The organism is Spirosoma jeollabukense (assembly GCF_054777855.1).
In genome coordinates, this window is record NZ_BAAHAD010000002.1 from 1,018,904 (window position 1) to 1,043,828 (window position 24,925).

16 protein-coding genes and 1 tRNA gene are annotated in these 24,925 nt (G+C 46.4%); 11 read left to right on the forward strand and 6 right to left on the reverse strand.

Annotated features, from left to right (window positions below; all coding sequences use genetic code 11):
* Positions 1-47: 47 nt before the first annotated feature.
* From acs to pdxH, 4 genes are all read right to left on the reverse strand, one after another.
* Positions 48-1,943: an acetate--CoA ligase gene (acs, locus tag ACYVEA_RS12610; RefSeq protein WP_461113778.1), complete on the reverse strand. Its 1,896-nt coding sequence runs from the start codon at positions 1,941-1,943 to the stop codon at positions 48-50.
* Between the two features lie 82 nt (positions 1,944-2,025).
* Positions 2,026-2,286 carry a DUF6814 family protein gene (locus tag ACYVEA_RS12615; protein WP_461113779.1) on the reverse strand — a complete coding sequence of 87 codons (261 nt, stop codon included), beginning with the start codon at positions 2,284-2,286 and terminating at the stop codon, positions 2,026-2,028.
* A gap of 70 nt (positions 2,287-2,356) precedes the next feature.
* Positions 2,357-3,919, reverse strand: coding sequence for an MFS transporter (locus ACYVEA_RS12620; protein ID WP_461113780.1), 1,563 nt, complete (start codon positions 3,917-3,919; stop codon positions 2,357-2,359).
* Between the two features lie 141 nt (positions 3,920-4,060).
* A complete protein-coding gene (pdxH, locus tag ACYVEA_RS12625; protein WP_461113781.1) occupies positions 4,061-4,702 on the reverse strand; it encodes a pyridoxamine 5'-phosphate oxidase in 642 nt (213 codons plus the stop codon).
* Positions 4,703-4,796: 94 nt separating this feature from the next.
* On the opposite strand from pdxH, the gene ACYVEA_RS12630 reads away from it, so the two are divergent.
* From ACYVEA_RS12630 to ACYVEA_RS12645, 4 genes are all read left to right on the forward strand, one after another.
* Positions 4,797-7,154, forward strand: coding sequence for a DUF349 domain-containing protein (locus ACYVEA_RS12630; RefSeq protein ID WP_461113782.1), 2,358 nt, complete (start codon positions 4,797-4,799; stop codon positions 7,152-7,154).
* Positions 7,155-7,289: 135 nt separating this feature from the next.
* Positions 7,290-7,373 (forward strand) — tRNA-Thr (locus ACYVEA_RS12635).
* Between the two features lie 117 nt (positions 7,374-7,490).
* Positions 7,491-8,357 (forward strand): DNA/RNA non-specific endonuclease, encoded by an 867-nt coding sequence (locus tag ACYVEA_RS12640; RefSeq protein WP_461113783.1) that lies wholly within the window; start codon positions 7,491-7,493, stop codon positions 8,355-8,357.
* 151 nt (positions 8,358-8,508) lie between these two features.
* Positions 8,509-11,610 carry a type ISP restriction/modification enzyme gene (locus ACYVEA_RS12645; protein ID WP_461113784.1) on the forward strand — a complete coding sequence of 1,034 codons (3,102 nt, stop codon included), beginning with the start codon at positions 8,509-8,511 and terminating at the stop codon, positions 11,608-11,610.
* A gap of 651 nt (positions 11,611-12,261) precedes the next feature.
* Here the strand turns inward: ACYVEA_RS12645 and ACYVEA_RS12650 are convergent.
* Positions 12,262-12,597: a winged helix-turn-helix transcriptional regulator gene (locus ACYVEA_RS12650; RefSeq protein ID WP_461113785.1), complete on the reverse strand. Its 336-nt coding sequence runs from the start codon at positions 12,595-12,597 to the stop codon at positions 12,262-12,264.
* Positions 12,598-12,873: 276 nt separating this feature from the next.
* On the opposite strand from ACYVEA_RS12650, the gene ACYVEA_RS12655 reads away from it, so the two are divergent.
* Positions 12,874-13,086 (forward strand): hypothetical protein, encoded by a 213-nt coding sequence (locus tag ACYVEA_RS12655; protein WP_461113786.1) that lies wholly within the window; start codon positions 12,874-12,876, stop codon positions 13,084-13,086.
* Between the two features lie 118 nt (positions 13,087-13,204).
* Here the strand turns inward: ACYVEA_RS12655 and ACYVEA_RS12660 are convergent, their stop codons facing one another.
* On the reverse strand, positions 13,205-13,423 hold the full coding sequence (locus tag ACYVEA_RS12660) for a hypothetical protein (RefSeq protein WP_461113787.1): 219 nt from the start codon (positions 13,421-13,423) through the stop codon (positions 13,205-13,207).
* Positions 13,424-13,636: 213 nt separating this feature from the next.
* On the opposite strand from ACYVEA_RS12660, the gene ACYVEA_RS12665 reads away from it, so the two are divergent.
* The 6 genes from ACYVEA_RS12665 to ACYVEA_RS12690 all read left to right on the forward strand — a co-directional run bounded on the left by ACYVEA_RS12665 (position 13,637) and on the right by ACYVEA_RS12690 (position 24,783).
* Positions 13,637-14,080 (forward strand): hypothetical protein, encoded by a 444-nt coding sequence (locus ACYVEA_RS12665; RefSeq protein WP_461113788.1) that lies wholly within the window; start codon positions 13,637-13,639, stop codon positions 14,078-14,080.
* Positions 14,081-14,400: 320 nt separating this feature from the next.
* Positions 14,401-14,895, forward strand: a complete 495-nt coding sequence (locus tag ACYVEA_RS12670; RefSeq protein WP_461113789.1) for a transposase — start codon at positions 14,401-14,403, stop codon at positions 14,893-14,895.
* Between the two features lie 647 nt (positions 14,896-15,542).
* On the forward strand, positions 15,543-15,680 hold the full coding sequence (locus ACYVEA_RS12675; protein WP_461113790.1) for a hypothetical protein: 138 nt from the start codon (positions 15,543-15,545) through the stop codon (positions 15,678-15,680).
* A gap of 682 nt (positions 15,681-16,362) precedes the next feature.
* A complete protein-coding gene (locus tag ACYVEA_RS12680) occupies positions 16,363-16,620 on the forward strand; it encodes a hypothetical protein (protein WP_461113791.1) in 258 nt (85 codons plus the stop codon).
* 1,452 nt (positions 16,621-18,072) lie between these two features.
* Positions 18,073-24,159 carry an FG-GAP-like repeat-containing protein gene (locus ACYVEA_RS12685; protein WP_461113792.1) on the forward strand — a complete coding sequence of 2,029 codons (6,087 nt, stop codon included), beginning with the start codon at positions 18,073-18,075 and terminating at the stop codon, positions 24,157-24,159.
* Positions 24,160-24,783, forward strand: a complete 624-nt coding sequence (locus tag ACYVEA_RS12690; RefSeq protein ID WP_461113793.1) for a hypothetical protein — start codon at positions 24,160-24,162, stop codon at positions 24,781-24,783.
* Positions 24,784-24,925 lie beyond the last annotated feature (142 nt).

The following is a 24,925-nucleotide window of genomic DNA, read 5'->3' on the forward strand; positions in this document are numbered from 1 at the left end:
GTTTCCGCCCGGCACTTTCCAAAATCTATAAACTTAAAACCGTAAACCTATATCACCCCCGCCTTGATCTCATCAACCACGGCCGGGTCAAGCAGTGTCGACGTATCGCCGAGGTTGCTGATGTCGCCTTCGGCGATTTTGCGGAGGATTCGGCGCATGATTTTGCCGGAACGCGTTTTGGGTAAACCCGTTACGAACTGTATTTTGTCGGGTTTGGCAATGGGGCCAATCACGCGGGTTACCGTTGCCAGAATGTCGCGTTTGGTCAGGTCAGCGTCGTGGTCGGAGGGTTGCTGATCGGTTATGACGTAGGCGTAAATACCCTGGCCTTTGATGTCGTGCGGATAGCCTACCACGGCGCTTTCGACCACGCCCGTGTGCATGTTGATCGCATTTTCGACTTCGGCCGTGCCAATGCGGTGGCCCGATACGTTTAGTACGTCGTCCACGCGGCCCGTGATGCGGTAGTAGCCGTCCTCGTCGCGGAGGCAACCGTCGCCCGTGAAATACAGACCCGGATACGTAGCGAAATACGTCTGACGGCAGCGTTCGTGATCGCCATACGTAGTACGCAGAATACCCGGCCACGGGAACTTCATGCAGAGGTTGCCGCTGACGCCATTGCCTTCAATTTCTTTGCCGTTTTCATCCACTAGAATCGGCTGAACACCCGGCAGGGGCAATGTAGCGTAAGTCGGTTTGGTTTTGGTAATACCGGCTAACGGCGAAATCAGAATACCACCCGTTTCAGTTTGCCACCACGTATCGACAATCGGGCAGCGGTTTTTGCCGATGTGATCATCGTACCAGTGCCAGGCTTCTTCGTTGATCGGTTCACCGACCGAGCCCAATACCTGTAAACTGCTCAGGTCGTGGTTCTCGACTTTTTCCAGACCAAAACCCATCAACGACCGGATGGCAGTAGGCGCGGTATATAAAATATTGACTTTATGCTTATCGGTGATATCCCAGAAACGGCCGCAATCAGGGTAAGTGGGCGTGCCTTCGAAAATGATCGACGTAGCACCACTCGCCAGCGGACCATACACGATATAGCTGTGGCCCGTAATCCAGCCGATGTCCGCTGTGCAAAAGAAAATCTGGCCGGGTTCGTACTGGAAGACGTTCTGGAACGTATAAGCTGCGTAAACCATGTAGCCACCGCAGGTGTGCACCACGCCCTTGGGCTTACCTGTGCTGCCGGACGTGTACAGAATGAACAGCATGTCTTCAGCATCCATTTCCTCGGCGGGGCAGTCGGCCGTAACCTGCTTCAGTTCCTGTTCCCACCAGATATCGCGGCCTTTCAGCATCGAAACCGGTGTCCGGGTACGGGTCAGCACGATCACTTTCTGAACACTCGGGCAGCCAATCAGCGCGTCGTCTACCGTATTTTTCAGCGGCACTTCTTTGTTTCCCCGGTAGGCGCCATCCGCCGTCACGACAACTTTGCACTGGGCATCGTTGATCCGGTCGGCGATACTCTGCGCCGAAAATCCGCCAAATACCACCGAGTGAACCGCGCCAATACGGGCACAGGCTAAAATGGCAATGGCCAGCTCCGGCACCATCGGCATGTAAATACAAACGCGGTCGCCTTTCACGACGCCATTGCGTTTCAATACGTTAGCAAACCGGCATACCTGATCGTGTAACATCCGGTAGGTTAACGTAACACCTGCGTCATTCGGGTCGTTGGGTTCCCAGATGATCGCCGGTTGATCACCCCGCTCAGCCAAGTGCCGGTCGAGGCAGTTTTCGGTAATGTTGAGCTTGCCGCCAACGAACCATTTTATATTGGGTTCGTCAAAGTTCCATTGCAGGGTTTTGGTCCAGGGTTTGCGCCACTGAAAATTCTGCGCGATTTCGGCCCAGAATTCCTCGGGGTCTTCAACGCTTTTCTGGTAAGCGGCCTGGTACTCATCAAAGGTTCGGATACGCATAATGACTAAAGAGTAAAATCGGACCGCCGAAGCGGAGTGAATGAGCGACTGTCCGCTCTAACTAAAGGGTGGGCAAATTTATTTACTTTTTCGCTCCGCTCCGGTGTTCCGGTTCACTCTTTCGCGCTTTAAAATCGTATTCGCCATCCAGCGCATACTTGCCGAACAGAATTAAACCGCCGACAACAATGGGCACCAGCACACAGAGGATAACCCAGCCAAAGACGCGGTCTTCGAGTTTATCACTGCCAATTTTGGTTAAGCTGTCCGTAATTTGGGAGTAGCCGACGTAGATACCAAGTACTATCCAGATGATGCCGAGATATTTTTTGAGGAGTTCCATAAGATTATTTAATGGCGAAAGAGCGAGAAGCTGACGCAGGTAATTTTAACCGTATTAGAAAATCGCTCTTTCACTCTTGCGCTCTTTCACTCTTGTTATTTAAATACAGCAGCCCAATGACAAAACAAACCCCGGCGACGAGAATGGGGTACCAGAGTCCTTCGAGATACGGCTTGTCGACCGAACCCGGTGTGACTTCGTTCGCTTTTGTGGCCGTTGCGACGAGGGCCGTTGCGATAAAGGGCGTTAGGCCGCCAAAGATTCCATTGCCAATGTGATAGGGAAGCGACATCGACGTATAGCGAATGCGGGTGGGGAATAGCTCAACCAGAAATGCCGCCACTGGACCATAGACCATCGTTACATAAATCACCTGTAGGAACACCAGCAGAATCATGATCCAGAAACTCTTCGTGGGCAACGTAACGGCTTTTGTGAGTTCAGGTTTAGTGGACTGATTCGTTGTCGACGTAACGGTTTTCTCGATGTCTTTGGCAACTAACCCATCTGCAAAAAAATGCGTTGTGGTCGTCGTCGTCAGCAGATCACCGTTGGTCTGTTTGGCCAGTTTGCGGTCAATGGTTCGGGCGTCGACAAATTCTTTTTTGGTCGTTAAATCGGCCAGGCTATATAATTTGTCATAAATCGGTCGATACGTTAGAATGCCCAGCAACATACCGCCCAGCATAATACTTTTGCGGCCAATGCGGTCCGACAATCCTCCGAAAATAACGAAAAACGGTGTGGCAGCGAGCAGGGCTACGGCGACGATAATATTCGATTGGACAAACTCAATATTGCAGGCTTTCTGAATAAATGATAACGCGTAAAATTGGCCTGTATACCAGATAACGCCCTGGCCAGCCGTGGCGCCGAACAGCGCCAGCAGGACCATTTTCAGGTTTTGTTTCTTACCAAAACTTTCGGCCAATGGGTTTTTTGAGAGGTTTCCTTCCGACTTTAATTTGGAAAATAAGGGCGATTCGGCCATGCGCAACCGGATCACTATGGAAACGCCGACCAGCAGAATGGACAACAAAAACGGCACTCGCCAGCCCCATTCCGAGAATTTATCGACGCCCAGCGACTCCCGCGTAATAAGAATAACGCCCAGCGACACGAACAGCCCTAACGTAGCAGTCGTCTGAATGAAACTGGTGAAGTAACCGCGCCGTCCTTCGGGGGCGTACTCGGCCACATACGTAGCGGCACCCCCATATTCGCCACCCAGCGCCAGTCCCTGAATTAACCGTAGCAGCAGGACGAGTAGGGGAGCCCAGAAACCGATCGTTGCGTAGCCGGGAATAAGCCCGATGGCAAACGTAGAGCCGCCCATCAGGACCAACGTAACCAGGAACGTATATTTGCGGCCAACCAAATCGCCTAATCGACCGAAAACCAGCGCTCCAAAGGGCCGTACGACAAAACCAGCGGCAAAAGTTGCCAGTGTCGACAGGAGCGCGGCCGTGGGATTGTCTTTCGGGAAAAACTGGGAGGAAAGAATGGCGGCTAAACTGCCAAAAATGTAGAAATCATACCACTCGATGAGCGTGCCAACCGACGAGGCCGAAATCACACTGAAGAGCGTTTGGTTCGAAACCGTTCGTTGAACTTTGGCTTGTTTGCCGGGCATAGTTACGTGGGAAAAGGAAGAGTCTTATCCGTCAAAGTGGCCAAGCGGTAGATTTTACCGTATTTATTGAACACAGAGGCACAGAGAACACGGAGTTTTTTTTCTTTGTGTTCTCTGTGCCTCTGTGTTCAATAAATCTTTCTAAGGAGATAGTCTTTCGATGATCCAGTTATCGCCTTCTTTGCGGTACCGGATGCGGTCATGCAGTCGACTAGGTCGTCCCTGCCAGAATTCCAGCACGTCGGGCACTACCCGAAAGCCGCCCCAGTAAGGAGGACGTGGGATGGGCTGGTCGGCAAACCGGGCTTCAAGCTCACGTTGACGCGTTTCCAGCACTTCCCGGTTGTCGATAACAAAACTTTGGTGCGATACCCACGCGCCAATTTGACTCCCTCGTGGACGGCTCGAAAAATAAGCATCTGACTCTTCGGCACTAACTTTCTCCACGCGGCCTTCAATACGTATCTGACGCTCAAGTTCCGGATAAAAGAAGGTAAGCGTAGCAAAAGGATGCCCTATAAGTTCACGACCTTTGCGGCTTTCATAATTGGTATAAAAGACAAAACCCGCGTCTGATACGTCCTTAAGCAGTACAATCCGCCCATCGGGCCGACCTTCAGCCGTAACGGTGCTAACATGCATGGCGTTTGGTTCTGGTACGTTAGCCGTGAGGGCAGCATCGAACCATTGCCGAAACTGAGCAACCGGGTCGGGTAAAACATCGGCTTTGTCTAACCCGTTTAGGGTGTATTCATTGCGTAAATCGCTGATTATGGATGGCATTCTTTCGCGTGCATTAACGGCTTTTCGATGACTATACTACAAGAAAATTCGCATATTGTCGTAGTTTTGCAAAAGTAATCGGTACGTTCCCAACATGGCAAACCAAGAACAGGAAATTAACCAGCAGCCAGAAACCACTAATCAGGCTTCTGACAAGCTGGCAGTCAATACGCTCGAAGATACCACAACGTCCGTTGCGGCAGTCGAATCTGTACCTACGGTCGAAGACATAGATACTGCGCCCGAGTTGACAGATGCATCATCCGCACCAGTGGACGAGACGCAGCCAGCCGCTGCGGGTGTTAAGGCTATACCTACAGAATCAACCGATACGCCAACTGCCAGCACTGAGCCGACAGACGCTCCGGCTGCCTCTATCGAATCTCCAACTGCTTCAGCAGAAACGTCTCCGGTAGAGGATACGGCACCCGTTGTTGACTCGGAGGATAGTTCCAGTGCGGTTGTACCGGACGTAATGGCTGAAGAGACAGCGCAGCCTGTAGCCGAGTCGACACCCGTTGCTGAGACCCCAGACGTGGTGACTCCAGAAGCAACAGCACCTGAGCTAACCCGTGATGAACCTGCGCTTAGCGAAGAAATTACGGCTCAGTATGCTGACGTACAAGAAGAAGACGAAAGTCCGGTTCAACACGCTGTTGATTATAGCCAGTTTTCGAAGGCAGATTTTGTAAACCTGCTTGAGGGCCAGACGGCAGCTATTGGCGTGGCGTCTGTTACGCCCGGCGATTTCAAGAAAGCCGATCAAATTCTGAAAGAAGTTAAGCCCTTATTCGACCAGATGAAACGGGCCGAACGGGAGGCTGCTTTGCAGGCTTACGTGGCTGAAACCGGTTCTGAAGAAGGTTTCGAATACAAATACGATGAACTGGTTCAGCGGTTCGAGGAGCTGTACAAACAGATCAAGAGCCAGAAGAATACGTATTTTCAGAATCTAGATAAAGCGAAAGACACCAATTTTGCCTCGAAAACGGAACTGCTGACCCGTCTGCGCGAACTCGTTGAAACCGACGAAAACAACGCGGGTGATCCGAAGGTAAGCTGGAACGAGTTCAAGAAAATTCAGGACGAATGGAAAGCGGCCGGGAATATGAACTCCCCGCACAATGCCACGCTCTGGGCTACGTATCACGCGCTGGTCGATCGGTATTACAGCAATCGCAATATCTATTTTGAATTAAAAGAACTCGACCGCAAGCGGAATACCACCCTCAAAACGGACGTTATTGAGAAGGTAGAAGCGATGGCAAAGGCGTCGGAAGAAACACCGGTAACGCGCCAGACAATTGACGAAGCCAACGCCTTGTTTGAGGAGTATAAACACATTGGTCCAGCCCCAAAAGCTGAGCAGGAAGTACTGTGGGGCCGCATGAAAGCTGCTTTGGACGTACTATACGACAAACGTCGTGGTCAGACGAATGAGCAGCGGAAAGAGTCGGCCCAACTGTACGAAGAGAAGTCGGCGATTTACGAAGAATTAGTGCCGATCACTTCGTTTGCGTCCAACAGCATCAACGACTGGAACGACAAGACGAAGGCTGTAATGGCCTTGCAGGACCGTTGGAATGCCATCAAAGGACCAATGCCTCGTGAGGAAGGTAAAGAACTGAGTAAGAAATTCTGGGCGGCTCTGAAAACATTCTTCCACAATAAAGGTGAATTTTTCAAGCAACTGGAAAGTAAGCGGGAAGAAAACCTGCGCGCTAAAATTGACCTTTGCGAACAGGTAGAAGCCATCCTGGCGGCAGGAGAGGAGTCGCCTGAAATCACGCAGACGGTCATCGAATTGCAACGCCAGTGGAAAAATATTGGTCAGGTACCTGAGAAACAGAAAAATACCATATTTGACCGGTTCAAAGCAGCCTGCGATGCATTTTTCAACAAGAAGCGCTCTAAAAATCAGGCGACAGAACGCGAGTTTGAAGGGAATCTAGCCCAGAAAATTGCGCTTATCGAACGTATTGAAGCGGCTGCCACGGCAAATGCCGACCTATCTCAATTGAATGACTTCAAGAAAGAGTGGAATGCCATTGGCTTTGTTCCGAAGAAAGACATGCAGTCTATTCAAAAGCGATATATCAATGCCGTAAACGCGCTGGTTGGCTCGACGGGTAAAATTCCGGCGAAAGACAAAGAGCGGATCATGCTGCAAAGCGAAGCCGAAGCCACACGTAGTGGTGGGCGCGACCGGGGTGATCGCGATTTCAATCGGGGTGACCGCGACGGTGGTAATGCTGGCAACAAGCGGGAAAGCGATATTCGTCGGCGCATTACGACGATCGAAAATGATATCGCTACGTATCGGAACAATATCGAGTTTTTCGCCCGTTCAAAAAATGCGGATAAACTCCGTGCTGATATTGACCGGAAAATTGCCGATGCTGAAAAGCAATTGGAGGATCTGCGTCATCAGCTACGTGTAGCGCAGGCTTAATGAAGTCAAAAACGAAAAAGGAGGCTAGTTTTAAAACTAGCCTCCTTTTTCGTTTTTTTTGAAACCTGGTCTTGCACATAACCGCTAAAAAGGCTACTTTTGCATCACGATTCAGAAATGAGTTGTAGAATTAATGCCAGTGTCGGATAGCGGTCGATTCCGCCTGATTTGTAATCAGGATGCGCAAGCGCGTCGGGGGTTCGAATCCCTCCACTGGCTCATTGATTAACAGATAGTTACAAACAAAAAGCCGCCTTCAGCAATGTTGGCGGCTTTTTGTTTGCATACGAATTTGCATACAGTGCGTTTTATATGGCTTTCACTCTGATGGCATAAATGAAAAATTATTTCTTTTGGATTACCCGGACTTTCGTTGGCTTAGTACTAATTCTTGCCCTCGACCATTGTAAGCAGCCATCCGTTCCGGCTAATACAACACCTACCCGTGACGATAATATGGCGCTGGGTAATCCTGATGGAGCCAAGGCGTCAGAGTCCAGTCCTAACGCTTATCTGATCACCCGTTCAACATATTCGCTTTCCTACGACCAGTCTACTGGTATTGCCAATTGGTGTAGCTGGCATTTAAGCACAGCCTGGAAAGGATCGGCTACTAGATACGCCGGTAACTTCATTCCCGAAACGCTCTTACCCGCTAGCTGGTACGTCGCCAGGCATGCAGATTACACCAATACGGGTTTTGATCGTGGCCACCTCTGCCCGTCGGATGATCGGGATAGCACGGCGGAAGAGAATAAAACCACGTTTATCCTCTCCAACATTATACCACAAGCGCCTACCTTTAACAGGCAATCGTGGCTACGGCTGGAGGATTACGCCCGTACGCTAGTAGCTCAGGGAAACGAGCTATACATTATTGCGGGAACAGCGGGTAAAGGTGGTGAAGGCGACAATGGCAAGGCTACTTCTATTGCTAGTGGCAAACTTAGCGTTCCTGCTGCGCTCTGGAAGGTGATTGTAGTACTGCCGGGATTGGACGATGTGAATAGGATCAACGCGCAGACGCGGGTTATTGCGGTCTGGATGCCGAACACAAACGCTACGGGCGAGGGAGCCTGGGGAAGCTATCGGGTCAGTGTGGATGAAATAGAGCGACAGACGGGGTATGATTTACTGTCGAATGTGCCGGAGAGCGTGCATCGAGTGATTGAAACGATGGTAGACAAGACTTTAAATCTATGATTCTATAATAAAAGTTTATTGTTTTTATTAAATGCAAGTTATTACATTAAAAAAATAATTATAATATAACTAAAATATATAAATAAGATATAACTAGTAAAAGGTACGCTTAATAATTTTAGTTGGAAATTTAAAATATTAAGTTTTTACTATGAAAAATATACCTTTTCTAATGTCTACATATAATATACATCAATACTATACCCAGATTGAAAAGAGTATTCATTATGGGGGATCTAAAAACGAGCGGTCAATCCGGAGACCATTCGAAGACCTAATAAATAGCTATGCTATACCAAGAGATCTACTACTCATTCCTGAACTGGATTTTCTGACACCTTTTGGCAAAAAGGTTACCCCAGATGGCACCCTTAAGGATGCTTTACGATTAGACTGGGGCTATTGGGAAAGTAAGGACACTAATGATGATCTAGGCAGAGAGATTGAGCGAAAGTTTGCCGCTGGCTATCCTAATAGCAATATTCTCTTTGAGGACAGCCAGACAGCTATTCTATTTCGTCAGGGTAGTGAACTGGGTAGGTGCCCGGTTCAAGAGCTAGAACCCTTACACCATCTACTTACTGATTTTGTCAGCTATACAAGGCCCGAAGTTAAGGGATTCAGACAGGCTCTAGAGCAGCTCAAATCTGACTTACCCCAAATAGCTCGCACCCTGCGGGAAATGATTGATAAACAAAATCTTGATAATAGTTCATTCAAACAGGCACAAACAAATTTTTTGTCTCTTTGTAAGGAAAGTATTAACATCGATATTACCTCGGCCGAAATTGATGAGATGCTCATTCAGCATATTTTAACAGAGGATATTTTTGTGTCTATTTTTGATGATACGATGTTTCATCAAGAGAATAATATTAGTAAAGAGCTGCAAAAATTAGAAAATACATTTTTCACAGGAAATGTGAAACGTGCTACATTAAATAATATTAAGCCTTATTATTCAGTTATCAAAAGTAGTGCTAGTCAAATTGCTGATCATAAAGAGAAAAAACATTTTCTAAAAGTAATGTATGAGAACTTTTACAAAGCTTATAATCCTAAAGCAGCCGACAAGTTAGGAATTGTCTATACCCCTAATGAAATAGTAAAGTTTATGGTTGATAGTACAGATTACTTATTGTATAAACACTTTAATAAATTTCTGGAAAGTGACGGTGTAGAAATTTTAGATCCCGCAACAGGAACTGGAACATTTATAAGTGATATACTTGAGCATTTACCAAAAAATAAATTAGTTCACAAATATAAGAACGAAATTCATTGTAACGAAGTATCTATTTTACCATATTACATAGCTAATCTGAATATTGAGGCTACATTTAAACAAAAAATGGGATATTATGAAGAATATCCTAATATATGTTTTGTTGATACACTCGATAATATAGGATTTGGATTTTCCGGAAAGCAGACTAGTCTTTTCGGAAGTATGAGTGCCGAAAATGCTGAGCGGGTAAAGGCACAAAATGCTCGCAAGATTTCGGTTATTATTGGTAATCCTCCCTATAACGCAAAACAGGAAAATTACAACTATCAAAATGCAAACCGCACTTATAAGCAAATTGATAAGCGTATAAAGGACACGTTCATTAAAAATGGTACAGCTCAAAATCAGATCGTTGTATATGACATGTACACCCGATTTTATCGGTGGGCGATGGATCGGATAAATGATAATGGCATTATAGCTTTCATTACAAATCGAAGTTTTATTGATAGTCGTTCATTTGACGGTTTTCGTAAAAGTATACAGGAAGAATACACCTACGCTTACATTATAGATACGAAAAGCGATGTAAGGGCTAATCCAAAAATTTCTGGCACTAAAAATAATGTGTTTGGTATTCAAACAGGGGTAGCAATAATGTTTTTAATAAAGCAAACAAAAGAAAGAGGGCAAAAATGTCAAATTCGGTATACTTCTATGCTGGATGAGTGGACTCGTAAAGAAAAGTTAAGTTGGTTTGATGAGCACCATCTAAAAGAAATTGACTTCGATTTTATTATACCAGATGCAAAACAAAATTGGATAAATCAGTCAGAGAATGACTTTGAAACGCTACTTCCCATTATAGATAAAAGAGCCAAAGGGAAAGGAACTGCACAATCCGTTTTTAAACTTTTTACTAGCGGTATTAAGACACAACGTGATGAATGGGTTTATGATTTTAATAAAGAAGCCTTATCAAAGCGTATGGCGTTTTTTATTGACGTATACAATCTTACATTGAATAAACTAAATTTCGAAAACAAATTTGATATAAAATGGGATAGAGAGCTAGAAGGTTATCTAAAAAGAAGAGTATCAAAGAAATTTGAGAAGAATAAAATTATTACAAGTCTTTATCGGCCTTTTATAAAGCAACATTTCTATTTTGATAAACATTTTAATGGAATGACTTATCAATGGATAGATATTTATAGTTCAAACCAAATTAACTATTTTATTGCCTTTAATACTGTGGGTAATAATAAAGATTTTCACTGTTTGGGAACAGATAAGATAATAGACCTTCATGCTACAGGGGATAGTCAATGCCTCCCTCTTTACCGCTATGATGGCAACGGCAACCGCTTGGACAATATCACAGACTGGGGATTGCAGCAATTCATAGTCAATTATAAAGATGATAGTATAACTAAGGAAGCTATCTTTCATTATACCTACGCAGTACTACATCACCCGGAATATCGCACCAAATACGGACTAAATTTAAAGCGGGAATTTCCTCGTCTACCTTTCTATACCAACTTTGATCAATGGGTCATTTGGGGTAAAGCATTAATGGATTTGCACATCAAGTACGAAACCGTTACCCCTTATGCCTTGGAGCGCAGAGAAGGCAAACCTGGCCCTCAACAACCAACTTTGTTCAGCCTGCCAATCCCTAAAACCCAATTACCTCAAGCTGATACACCACTAGCTGGCAAATTACCTAAAGTTTACTTAAAAACAGATAAGTCAGCGGGGGCAATCATAATTGATGAATTAACGACACTTACTGGCGTTCCAGCTATTGCTTGGGAGTACAAACTGGGCAACCGTTCAGCGCTGGAGTGGGTGCTAGACCAATATAAAGAGAAAAAACCCTCAGATCCAACTATAGCGGCTAAGTTCAATACTTACCGATTCGCTGACTATAAAGAACATGTAATTGATCTGTTGCAACGCGTGTGTACAGTAAGCGTTGAAACGATGAAAGTCATTGATCAGATGCCAAAGACAGACTAATCATAAAAAGTCTTTCTGACTGTTAAACTTGTTGTTGAGCAATAATGTCTTTTTCTAAAACGCCTATACGACTACCCTACAAAACCTACAAAAGGGTATGATTAGCAGGTCACGGAACGTACTAAACATACCCAAAACACGACTATAAAAGGACGTTTTGCCCGTAATGACCTGCGTATATCTGCCCACAGAAAAAGCCCCCTATACACCCCTTTTTGACCTTATCCACAGCCATCCCCTCGGCCCTGTGGATAAAAATCTATAAAAAGGAGAAATGCCAGAATGGGCCTGGCTGAATGTACTGACTCGATGTACTCAATGCACTCCGCCTGCTACCCTATAAAAGGAAAATGTGGGAATTCAGGCGTCTATTACTTTCATTATTTTCTCCCAAATTCGGCTAAAAAGGAGGCTTTTTTTGCCGTTACTAGAAATGGACAAACGGTAAGAAAAATAAAAAGATGTTTTTTTTGCCTGCATTTTCTACACTTCCTACACAGATTGGCCTAGGATCTAGTCGCTAGCAATCACCAAGCTTTATCCTTGGCCGAAATGATGCAACAAAATTCCGATTTTGTGTACCAATGTTGGTTCGCCACCTGATGGATACAGGGCGCTTGCAGGACTGCCAAAGGGGCATAATCAGCCTTATTAAGTCAAAAAAGCCTCGACCGCCAGGACAAGCCGATCAAGAACAGGTAGTATCGTTTGCGCCTTTGGCGTCAGTCTGTATTCAACCCGGGGCGACCTTTCGGGGAAGGCCTCTTTTTGTACGAAGCCCAAGGCGACTAATTCGTTCAGTTCCGTCATGAGTACCTTTTCACTGATCTGGGGCATCGCACGGCGTAAGTCCCCATACCGGTGTGTTCTCTCGGCCAGGAGATAGATGATCTGGAGTCGCCATTTGCCGGTAACAATAGCCAGCGTTTTCTTTAAAGCCAGCCTGGCCCGCTCATCCGGCTGTTGACTACTAACTTCTTTGTGCATAAGCAAATGTAGTGTTTGCCAGCGGCAAGGATCACGGTTGAAACCTGACCCATTGAAATTTTAAGACGAGGTTTAGGCTGATCTCGATCAAATCTAAGAAAGATACTTGCCATCAAAACAGTATGGAGATACCGTACCGTTCAAAAGTCACTTACCTGTAAAGGAGTACGGAGATTCCATACCCCCGGCGTAGATGTGCTGTAGATAACATTGTAGCCAGAGCCTTTAGCATTCCCTGAAAGACATCTATCTTTAGACCCAACGTAAAGACATGGTATGATGAGCCGAGATGAAATTGAACTAGCCATTTTTGATGCCCTTGACCCAGCAACGCCAGCGGGATCATGGCGGCAACAGACGGTTGAGTTGGCCTGGCAACTTGACCAGATGGGGGCGCTAACCCAAAATGATATTGAGCAAATGCGCCAGTCGAGGGATCGGATGCAGCAAGAGATTGATCGTTTTGTCGGCCAACAGGGTCACGGTTGAAACGCTACACTGTTGGTTTTGACCGTTGCGGGTTCAACCCTGTTACACCCTGGACAACAGTCCCATTCCGAAGGTAACCTACCAGGCTGGATGATGAATGGATAATTTCCGCTCGCGTTCAAAGTAGGCCGCATTCGTGCTTGAAGCGGTCAACCTCAAATTGCAGGGCTAGTAGTCGCTCATCAATCACCTGCATCCTATGCCGCAAGAGGATACCCCTACCCATCTGTTCTTCTCGTTTCGCTATAGCGGTGTGTCGTTGTTGAGTGAGTAGCTGGTTGGTAAGTTCCATTCTAATTAAAGCCTCCGATATGTGCTCTTTGTTTTGTCTTTCCATAAAGGTTGAATCTACTCTCAAGTAAGGTACAACCTAGTAATCAGCAAACAAGAAAGCCAGGTGGAAACGGCTGTATGTATATGGCAATCTATATACCCATAAAATAGGGCATAGTTGACGTAATTCCATCTAGGCCATTCCCTAACTTAGAGGAACCAACTGCCCAGCGGATCTTTTTTATTTTGCCGCCTGGCAAATTTAACCCCCAGCCATATGGTCTATATTCGATTCTCCTGTACATCCCCCCTAGGCGACTATCGGAACTGTAGTTATGGGGGTGACGATATAGAGTCCTGTTTTGATGTTCTCAATATGCTGGTGGCTGCGGGCTGGCACCTGCACGAAGTTTCCCTAAGAGAGGCTCCAGATAAGCTACTCAAATTACCGGTTGAGGCGTTTGATGGCGACGTAGTAGCTGACCATCTGGCCCAGTTAGAGCGCACCTGGCATACGCTCTTAGACTATCCTGACGACTTTTCGAGCGTCTTGGGGAACCATGAACCTGGGTGGCGTATCAGGGATCAAGCCCTGGCTACCCAGGCCCGTATACGTCTTCGGCAAGAGCAACTAAAGAAACGAACCGACAGGCTATTTGCCCGGCTGGATGCCCTACAGGCGCGTATTGAGACGACTAAAGCCCAGTGGGGCGTCAAGTAGTCAAATCATATATTGTCCGTACCAAAGTCAAGGTCCGAAAAAAAGACTAGGCTAGTACATGACTTGGTGTACAGCCTTCCCGTGGCGGATCTACGGCAGCGGCACGGTCGGCCGTCGCCGGACCGTGCCAACTGAGTCAGCTACCCCCTGATTCAAAGCGGATGAGAGTTAAGCAACATGACATAAAATGCCGTGGGATTAGCTTGGCGCAAGCGTTAATCCTCCTGTCTGTCTATCAAAATGTTATCTTTTTCCATAAATCCACAAACAACATATGATAACTAAGGATTATATAGGGGTTTATAGCTGAATTTGCTTTTGTGGAATCTCATTTTCAATCCCCTAAAACGCTTCGAGAAAAGGCAGTACTACTATTAAAAGAAGGACAAAAAGCTTCTCAGATAGCAACGGACTTAAACCTACCCATTGGTAAAGTTTATTACTGGCAACGCTACTACCTGAATCCATCCCGCCCACCAAGTGACGGACGTCGGTTGTATGACGACCAATTTAAACGAGATGTCCTTAATAAGATCGCAGATGGGGTGACTATTTCGAAATTGTCTCGGTCCCTGGGGGTTTCAAAAGTTACACTTTTCAAATGGAAAAGAGAAGGGCAGCCAGAGCAAACGGAAGCCAAGGAAGAGGTGGCAATTGCTTTGCCTATAGAGCGTGAAGAAGATAAAATTCCGAATCAGAAAGACTGGCGTTTTTTACAAGATCAAGTCGATAACTTATTAGACAGAATACGCGTGCTAGAAGAGGAAAAAGACACATTGACGAAGGCGTTACGAATAGTTATAGGGGCCGTTTAGAATTGAGATCTTGCTTATTATCGCTCATCGGAGCCGCACCGGCGGACTGACCGAAGCGATTTGATTTCTCAAACGGTATTATGAAACGATTTAGAGTCCTTCAGAGATAAAAGTCTGTTGGATCATATTCTTTTTAGGTGGCAACCAAGTCAGTAGGCACTCTGAAACGGTCAGGTGAATTGACAGCTGACAAATTAGCTCAATTCTTCTACTCTTAACCACCCTTTGTGGTAAATCTATACAGGCAAGAGATGGACATTACCCTACCTACACCAGGCTTACCAACAAAGGCCTGAAATAGCCGGACTTCATTCTATCTCACGGATCGTGTAGCCTTTTAGGTAAGCACACCCAGCTACTTACAAGCGGCTTCCGTTTTGTTGCCAATAGGTAGTTTACACTATAATTTGTTTACAATGTGACTCGATAGGTAATAACTAGTCTAGTAAAGTATGGAAACAAAAACTTTTTCACTCCTTGATAGACCCTGGGTATGGGTAGTTTTCGCCATAACGGTCTTTGTGGCGCTCGCTCTAAGCTGGATATGGGCGCTGGTAAGTTAGCTAAAGCTGTCTTTATCTTTTGTTAGTGTTGATAACATGTTTTCGACTAACTAGTTGTCAGTAGGAACCTTAAACAAAAGCAACATGCCAGATTCAGAAGAAACCAAGACAACGACCACTAAAACAACGACCGTCAAGACTGATTCCCAGGAGAACGGGAAGGAACAACCGGGTGGCCCAGTAACGACCACCAAGACGGAGAAAAGTGAGGATGATGAGTAATGAGCAATAATACATCAAAAAGGCCCAGCTTACCTTCTTGGCAAACCGGGCCTTATCCCCACGCTCAACTAAACTACCGCAACGCTGGTTTTTGTAGCACTAGGAGGCTTTATAGATGGGCCCGGTTGAATCGCCCAAAATACTTCCCATCTCATCATTGCCATCTGACTGTTGAAGCGCTACCAGCTAGATCTCTGTCGTTGAAAACTTAGGCTGACTAAATTACCTCCAGCATATCGTCCTACTGCGTCGAAAACCTGAGCAATAAATGGCCCAAAAGCCCCCTCTACGTTCTTTTGAGCTGATATAGTTATCGAGTTATACCGACTATTAGTCGGTGTTTGGCGGCATATGGTCTATTAATCAGAAAAGTAAACGTACCCTGTTCTACCTTCGCCAATAGAATAAAGATTAGGATTAGCGAAAGCGGACTGACGCGTCGATGATCATAGGTAAGCTTATTTAAAAACTCCAACCGAATCAGGAAAGAGCATAGTACCAACGTGACTTTTGTATTAATGAAAAGTCTACGTGTTTAGAATATGACAAGACAGGCCCTGGTATTTACTGGGGTTTTGTTTTGCCGCAAAACTTAGCCGCACCCGCCCACTTTATTGCTCAAGACTTACCCTATTCAGTTCGTAAAAACAGCTACTGATTCATAAACCTTACATTAATCACCATGCTCGTGGCAGAGGCTATTACAATTGGCATCGCGTTTATACTTTTAGGGCTGACTTACCTTAGTTATGTACGTACGAACCGGATTCTCAAGCAGGTTCATGCACAACGAAAGCAAATGGATCATCTTCACCGGGAAACACAAAGACGGTATTTTGAAGCGATAAACTTGAGTCAAAAAGCATTACGGGCTCGGAATGATGCCTACAAAGAAGCGGAGCAAATAGCTGCGTTCTGGAACGCAGAACGCCTGAACTAATAGTAGTCAACGCGGGCGGAGGCTTTTTATGCCTACACTTTTAGTGGCAATGGCCACAGATCAGCTAGATTCAGAAATGCCCACCCTATTTTCGGCCATAGTGTTATACTACGTAACGACTAACGAATAGCTCCGTCGTTGGAGGTAACTATGTTAGGAGCATTTACCATTCACCCTGAATTCTTGTCGATTCGGGGCTTTTTTATGACCGCTTAATATATCCAGCTGTATGAATAGGGGAAAATAATATTCTTTGTGGAAAAACACACCAGCTATTCCGCATGAAGTTATCTTTCCTTATCGCTGTGTTGCTTACCTGCTTTTGCTTAATCGGTTGCCGAGTTGATCGGTACATATATATAGCAGAAGAGCCTATCCACCTATATGAATTTCCCTCTTTCTCTGGGACTCCCATCCTGACCGCTGCTGTTGGTGACACTGTATCGGCCACAGGTACCAGGCAAATGGCATTAGGTAGAACTGTGCCTGTAGAATATAGGGGCTACCGCTTTTACTCACCCGCTGCTCGTGCTAGATTCGTCCGGATTGTTAAAGTTAAACGTAAACGTGATGCCGCAATTCCCGGTATTGCCTATGCAGGCCGAATGCGTCTTTCGGTGCCCGATAATTCGACAAGTTTACCTGACAACTATGGATATACGCCTTCCACTGGGGCTACCATTCATACAGGACCACGAGGAGGCAGGTATTACATCAATAGCCACGGCAACAAAACGTACTTACCCCGCAATGGATCAAGCCGGTCGAGTAGTCCTAGTAGTTATGGGTCAACTGGGGGAACTCGGACACGGAGCTCTGGCAGTAGCTATCGATCAAAAAGTAGCGGTTCAACTTATCGAAGTAGTGGAGGAAGAGGCAGACGTTGAGTCAAGCCGGTACGGAATGGGCCGATCTTTTCCCTCGTATCCTCTTCGAGCATGCATCAGGTTGAACCAGCTTCGTCGTCCAGTGATCAGTTAACAGGTTCAATAACAGGCTAACTTCTTAGGACCTTGTTGCTGGCGATACGCGATCATAATTTTCCACTAGTCATCACTTATGACCCCGTCATTCAACTGTTATCCCCGTCAACTAACAAAAAGATTGAATTTGTACTTTTTTTATATACCAATGCGAATTCAACTAAGTTATAAGACAGCTCAATATAAATGATTTTAGCTTCATGTATACTTAATCTCGTAATAATATTATAAGTAATTGTACTTATTAATTAATTTGAGTACTACAAAATATTCATTATAAAGATAAATATATAATAAGTGATAATAACTGCTTTTTAGTTGATTTCGTCCGGGAAAAGGGTGATTTCAGTCAAAATTTGGATAAAACCCGTATAGATTTAAAACAATTGAGCCTAATCTTGCTGCCAGATTCGTCAGTGCCCTTTAACCCCTTCTTCAGAAAATCTTTCATCCCTAGTCCACACGATTTATGCGCGTATCGCTTTACCTGGGTAAAAAATTATCCTTTCTCCAAGGCTTTCTGCTACTGCTGCTTGCCTCAGCGGGTCTGGCTCAAAACGTTAATTATTCCTCTTTAGCAACGCCTGCTACCTTTGCGGCAAAATCCATTAATGTCAGCCTGCCAGTGGGGAGTCTGGCCGGTTCGGCGGGCGCTTCGGGCGGGGCTTCCTATTCCATTCCCATCGCGGTGCCACCCGGCACCAATGGCATTGCGCCCAGTCTTTCAGTCGAGTACAATTCCATGGGCGGCAATGGCCTGTTGGGCATGGGCTGGAATCTATCTGGTCTGTCGGCGATTACCCGTGTAGCCCGCACGGTTTATCACGATGGAGCAGCCGGGCCAGTGGAATTAAGTGCCAATGACCGGTTTGCCCTGGATGGAGCCCGGTTCATTAGTACCAATACGACTCAAACCTATGGCTCTGACGGGACAATCTACGCCACCGAGAGTGAAAGCTTTGCCACCATCACCTCCGTCGGGACCCAGGGTAGTGGCCCTGTATCCTTTGTGGTGCTCGCCAAAGATGGCACGAAAATGGAGTTTGGCAATACGGCCAGCTCCCGGTTCGTGAGCCAGACGGGCAACGCGGTTATGGTCTGGCGGTTAAATAAAATCCGCTACCCAGATGGCAACTATATCGAGTATGAATACACCGATACGTCGACCGAACGCGACTCCCGCATCGCTGCCATCAAATATACCGGCAATGATACGCCTGGCTCGTCCCTGGCCCCCTACAATGTCATCGAATTTGCCTATAAAATTCGGTCCGATATTCGAACGACCTACGAGGGAGGATCATCGGTTCTGAGCAAGTATCTGCTGGACCTGATTACGGTAAAAGCAGAGGGCACCGTCGTTAAGAAATACCAGTTTGATTATGGCTACGATACCATCAATTCCTTTCTAAAATCAGTCACCGAATTCGGTAGTGACAATACCCCGCTAAACCCAACCATTTTTAAGTACGGCGATACGCCGGTAGAGACCACGACCATCAATACAGCCATCCCGGGTGGAAATGGCATTCAGGCGGTTTCGGGTGACTATGACGGGGATGGCAAGCAGGAGATATTGGCCGCTCACCAATCATCCACTAGCCTTGATATTTCTTATTTTGATAGCTTTTCCATCTATAAGGCAAATGCGACAGGTACCGGGTACACGCAAATAGCTTCTCAGACCCTTACTACCGGCTCCACCCTGGTTAATAAACAGGAGATTCCCAATTCCAAAACGTTTCTGCCCAGCGATTTTACCGGGGACGGTTTGGATGATATATTGATGTTAAATATTAGTAACAATGGAACAGAATCTAAACTGGAAAACATAACGATTTATGAAAGCACCAACGGGGGTACTTCCTTCGTGTCGCATATTAGATCAGTGCAACCGAATTATTATCGCATTCCTTTAAATAACAAATTTTTCTACCTCGGTGATTTTGATGGCGATGGTATCTCCGAATACATTACCATACTGGGAAACGTAGCGGGAAGCTTTGAACCCTTTCTCTGTAGTAATTACATTGCTGGAGGCTCCTGCGGCAGCATAGCTATCCCGGGAACAACCAGTTTTCCACCTACCACCTGGGCAACGGCCAGTGATATCAATACGCTTGATTTCAATGGGGATGGAAAAACGGACCTGATGCTTATTAAAAATAACATCTGTGAAGTTTTTACATTTGAGGGTAATACGGCAATACGACTTTATAATGGCACCTTCCCAATCGCTAATCAGTATCTTTTCTTTGGCGATTTTAACGGGGACGGGAAAACGGACCTTATTCAAGCCCCATTCGATTTTTCTTCTGTTACCAAAGCGATTTCTACTGGGGATGGATTTAACCAGAGTTCGTTAGCTTTAGTACAGTCATGGCCAAGTAGCCCACCTGTTGTTAGCCAGAGTGATAATATAATCGTAGGCGATTATAATGGCGATGGGAAATCGGACCTCTATTACAAGTGGAGTCGAATTATAAATTATCCGAACTCAACTGGTTACGATATCCATACTTTCACCGGAACAGACATCTATTACAGTCAAGGTGATTCCTTTACCTACAAACAACTCTCCTACCTTGAGCAGACTCAGGAAGGTTATGGCCGTCCGTCAACTGTTACTTACATTGTAGATTCTCCGGTGGATTTCAATGGGGACGGAAAAACGGACTTGGTTTCTTCCGGCGGTACGAATCTTTACTATACGCTCTTTAACAAAGATGGCACGAATAACCTCTTACAAAAAGTCAGCAATGGGTTTAACCACGTGACCGAATGGGTCTACCAGAACCTGACGGCTGGGGGAAGCTTTTATCAGAAAGGAGTTGGCAATTATCCGGTCAATTCGATCCAGCCCGCCCTGTATGCCGTTTCGGAATTTAAATCTCAGAACGGCATCGGCGGAATCTCAACCATTCAGTACAGTTACAGCGATGCCCGGTTCCACCGGGCGGGAAAGGGCTTACTGGGCTTCACCAGCGTGAGCACAACTAATCTCATCACGGGTTATACGACCGTATCGGCCAACGAGTTCAATACCACCTTCTTTGCTCTAGCCCCCAAATCCACCACTATCAACCGGAATGGGTTGATGAGCCAGACGACTCTGACTAATGAGTGGGTCCCCTTGGGCAACAAACGCTACTGGTATCGGGTCAACGGCACGCATACCGACAATTATTTTGAGAAACGTACCAGCAACAGCAGCAATACCTATGACACGAATGGCAATGTAACCATTAGTACCGCCGATAACGGCGTGGAAACCACCACCACTACGACCCAGTTCGGGCAGTTTGGTACGCCAATTGCCGCAAAACCCACCACCACGACCACCCGTAAAACGCGTGGGGCCCAAACGCCCTACGAGGTCACCACCACTTTCGAGTACAATACCCTCGGTCAAATCACTAAAAAAACCGACTTTTCGGGCTTAGCGCAGAATGTAGTTACGACCTATGGCTACAACACGCTCGGTAACCTTACCAATACTTCCGTCACGCCCGCGGGCATGTCTGCCCGCACGGCGTCCTCAACCTATGACGCCAAAGGCCGCTTTACACTGAGCTCGACTAACGTACTAGGGCAAAGTAATTCGGCTACCTATGATGCTAAATGGGGAAAACCCCTGACAAGTACGGGCATCGATGGCCTAACAACGTCCTACCAGTATGATGCCTGGGGCCGTACCACCCAAACCAGCTTGCCCGAAGGCTACGCCATCACCCAAAGCTGGGGCTGGGATCAAACCAACGGAGCGGTTTACTACAACCAGGTGCAGCATCCTGGCAAGCCGGATGTCAAGACCTGGATGGACGTATTGGGCCGGGAGGTGAAAAAAGAAACCGAAGGCTTCAATGGGCTGGCCATCACTCAGAGCCAAACCTACGATGCCAGGGGTAATGTAGCAACCAGCATTCAGCCGCATAACGCCAACGATACCCAGGTGGTTACGACCGCCACCAGCTACGACGACTACAATCGGGCTTCTTCGGTAAATGTGACGGGGATGGGTACAACGTCGATTGGCTACAACTACGATGTAAACGGGAAGCTGACCATAACGACGACCAATCCAGCAGGACAAGCCAGTAGCAAGGAGACCGATGCCAGCGGTCAGACCATTTCGGCCACGGATAACGGTGGTATACTGACCTACATCTACAACTCGCAGGGAAACCTGCTGTCGGTGAAGCAAGGGTCGGCCACGCCCGTTGTGCATGAATACGATGACTATGGGCGTCAGACCAAGCTCATCGACCAGAACGCAGGTACGACCACCTACGTATACAATGCGGCCGGGGAGTTGACCCAACAGACCAATGCCAATGGCAAGGTTAGCAATTTGGTCTACGATTCGATGGGGCGAGTGACCACCCGCACGGGTACCGAAGGAACCACCGCTACCGAATACTACCCGGCAGGAACCGCGGCTGTCAACCAGATCAAGAAAGTAACGGGCTTTGCCGGGAACGTAACAGAGTACACCTATGACGGGTATGGGCGGCTGAGCAGCAGCACCGAAACCATTGATAACACCTCCTACACCACTGGGTATGTGTATAACACCTACGGGGATGTTACGAAAAAAATCTACCCCTCGGGCTTTTATACTAACCATGCCTATGATGGCAATGGTTTTGCCACGGTTATTACCAACAGCAGCAACGATGCCTTGTTCACGGCCGTCACCCAGAACGGGCAGGGACAGCCCCTGTTGTTCAACCGGGGCAATGGCAAAACCACCAGCATGACTTATGAGTATGGGATGCCTAAACAATACTACACGCAGGGTGTGCAGGATCTGAAACTAACCTGGGACTTAAGTACGGGCAATCTCACCAAACGGAAAGACGATAGCCATACCACCAGCCTGGAGGAGAGTTTTACCTATGATAACCTCAACCGGTTGACCGGCTCGACGGTACTGGGCCTGACGGGGCAGGCAATCAACTACAGTGCCAACGGTAACATCAGCAGCAAAACTGATGCGGGCACCTACAGCTACTTAGCTGGCAAGCCCAATGCGGTCTTGGCTGTGACTAACCCGACGAATGTCATTCTGGCTCTGCAACAGGATATTATCTACACTGCCTTTTTGCAACCCGAGAAGCTGACGGAGAACAACTACGAGTTAACCTACACCTACGGTGCCGATTATAATCGGATCAAGGGGATCCTGAAGCAGAACAACACCTTGCAGCGTACGCGTTATTACGTAGGGCCGGGTTATGAAAAGGATCTTAAGGTGGGCAGCCCCAATCGGGACATCCATTACATCGATAGTCCCGCAGGCCTGATCGCCATCGTGGTCGTAGAAAATAATAATCTAGCCACGGCTGCCTACCACTATGTCTATACCGATCACCTAGGCTCAATCCTGACGGTGACCAACGCCGGTGGCACGGTCGAGTTTGAGCAGAACTTCGATGCCTGGGGCCGACGACGCGACCCCATTACCTGGGCCTACACGGGGGTAAGCGGCACACCCGATTGGTTGTACCGGGGCTACACGGGGCATGAGCACCTGATGGAGTTTAACCTGATCAACATGAACGGTCGGCTGTATGACCCCGTGGTGGGACGAGTGCTAAGCCCGGATAATTTTGTGCAGGACCCTTTCAGTACACAGGGTTTTAATCGATATTCGTATGGATTTAATAACCCCTTAAAGTATACTGATCCAGATGGAAACAATCCCTTGCTGGGGGCGCTGATCGGTGCCTTGGGTTATACCTTGAGTGTGGCCTTCAGCGATGGCGGGTTTAACAATTGGGATTGGGGTCAATTTGCGTTCTCGGCCATCTCAGGAGCCGTCACGGCAGGTTTTGCAACGGGGATCGGCGAGGTGGCTCAAGGCATTACCAATCCAATTCTACAGGCGTCCTTTCAGGTGGCGGCTCACGGATTGGTAGGTGGTTTCGTTTCTTCGGCTCAGGGTGGCGAGTTTGGGCGAGGTTTTCTGACCAGTGCGGCCGGGTCCTTGATGGGCAGTGCGACGGGCGGATTAAACCTGAAAGGTGCGGCCATGATTGGTGCTTCTGCCATAACGGGTGGTACGATCTCGGCGGTGTTTGGAGGTAATTTCTGGCAAGGGGCCGCACAAGCGGGGATTGTAACCACCTTTAATCATGTAGCACATCAACTGTTTGATCCGCCAACTAATCAGGGGGGAGATGGGCCGGAGAAACCCTCATTGGAAGATATGAAGAAAAATCCACCTAATCATCCAGAATATGAGTCTCCTAGAGGTGGAGATAGAAAAGTGCGAAATCCAAATGGGTCGGGAAGTGGATGGATTGATAAAAAAGGGCGTATTTGGGTGCCAGATGACCACAAAGGAACACATGCTCCACATTGGGATCGACAAGAACCTAAAGGAGGAAACTATACTCCTGTATACCCATTTGTCCAACGGGCGATTGATCCAGGCATGATCAATAGAATAGGTGAAGCGGTTGGCTTAAGTGGAACAGCACTAACAATATATCTTATCATTTCTGAGGGAAGTAGACTTTTCCCACCACGAAACTTAATACCAATTCCATAATTGGCATCTTTAATTATTAAAAAGGCAAGAATTATGATAGAATTTAAAAAGAACGTAAAAAAAGTCCTTCCTTATGATAGAGGGCAATATATTGAATATTTAGGCGATGATTCTGATTCACCTGCTAAATGGTATGGGGTCTCATTTCAATTGGCAAGTGAAAGCCAAAAAAAGGATTTAACGAAATTCGTTGAGGTTTATGAGAGTTTATTTAAAGATATAATTTTAAGACTCAATAACGATTCTTTCTGGATTGTAAATCACGATGATAAAGATCTGAAATGGTTTCCTAATGACGAGGATAACCTGCCATCTTTACGAGGATTATTCAAACAGAATAATATTCCAAATGCATTTAAGGGGGCATTAATTTTTACGAAGGATGATATACTAAATTTTTCCAAGGATTTAATTTCATATCCATTTGCCGTATTTAATGAAGACGCTTTTTTGTATAAAAATTTAGACATTTCGCACGGCGAATTACAGTTTATTATAAAAATATCTGGCCATTTAAATATAGATTTATTAAGCACAGATAAAGACTTCTTGAGAGAAGTCGTAAATGAAAATTCTTCAAGTCTCTTTATTATAAAAGAATATAGAGGCACTTCATTACAGTAGTGTAACTGAGTCCTTTGGCTGAAATTCAACTAGCAAGTCAATAAAAAAGTAGACGAAAACCTATTCAATTTTAAAGGTATGCATGAAGAAGACCTATATGTTCATTAGGTAACTGACCTGAAAAGTGCAACTAAGTGACTGT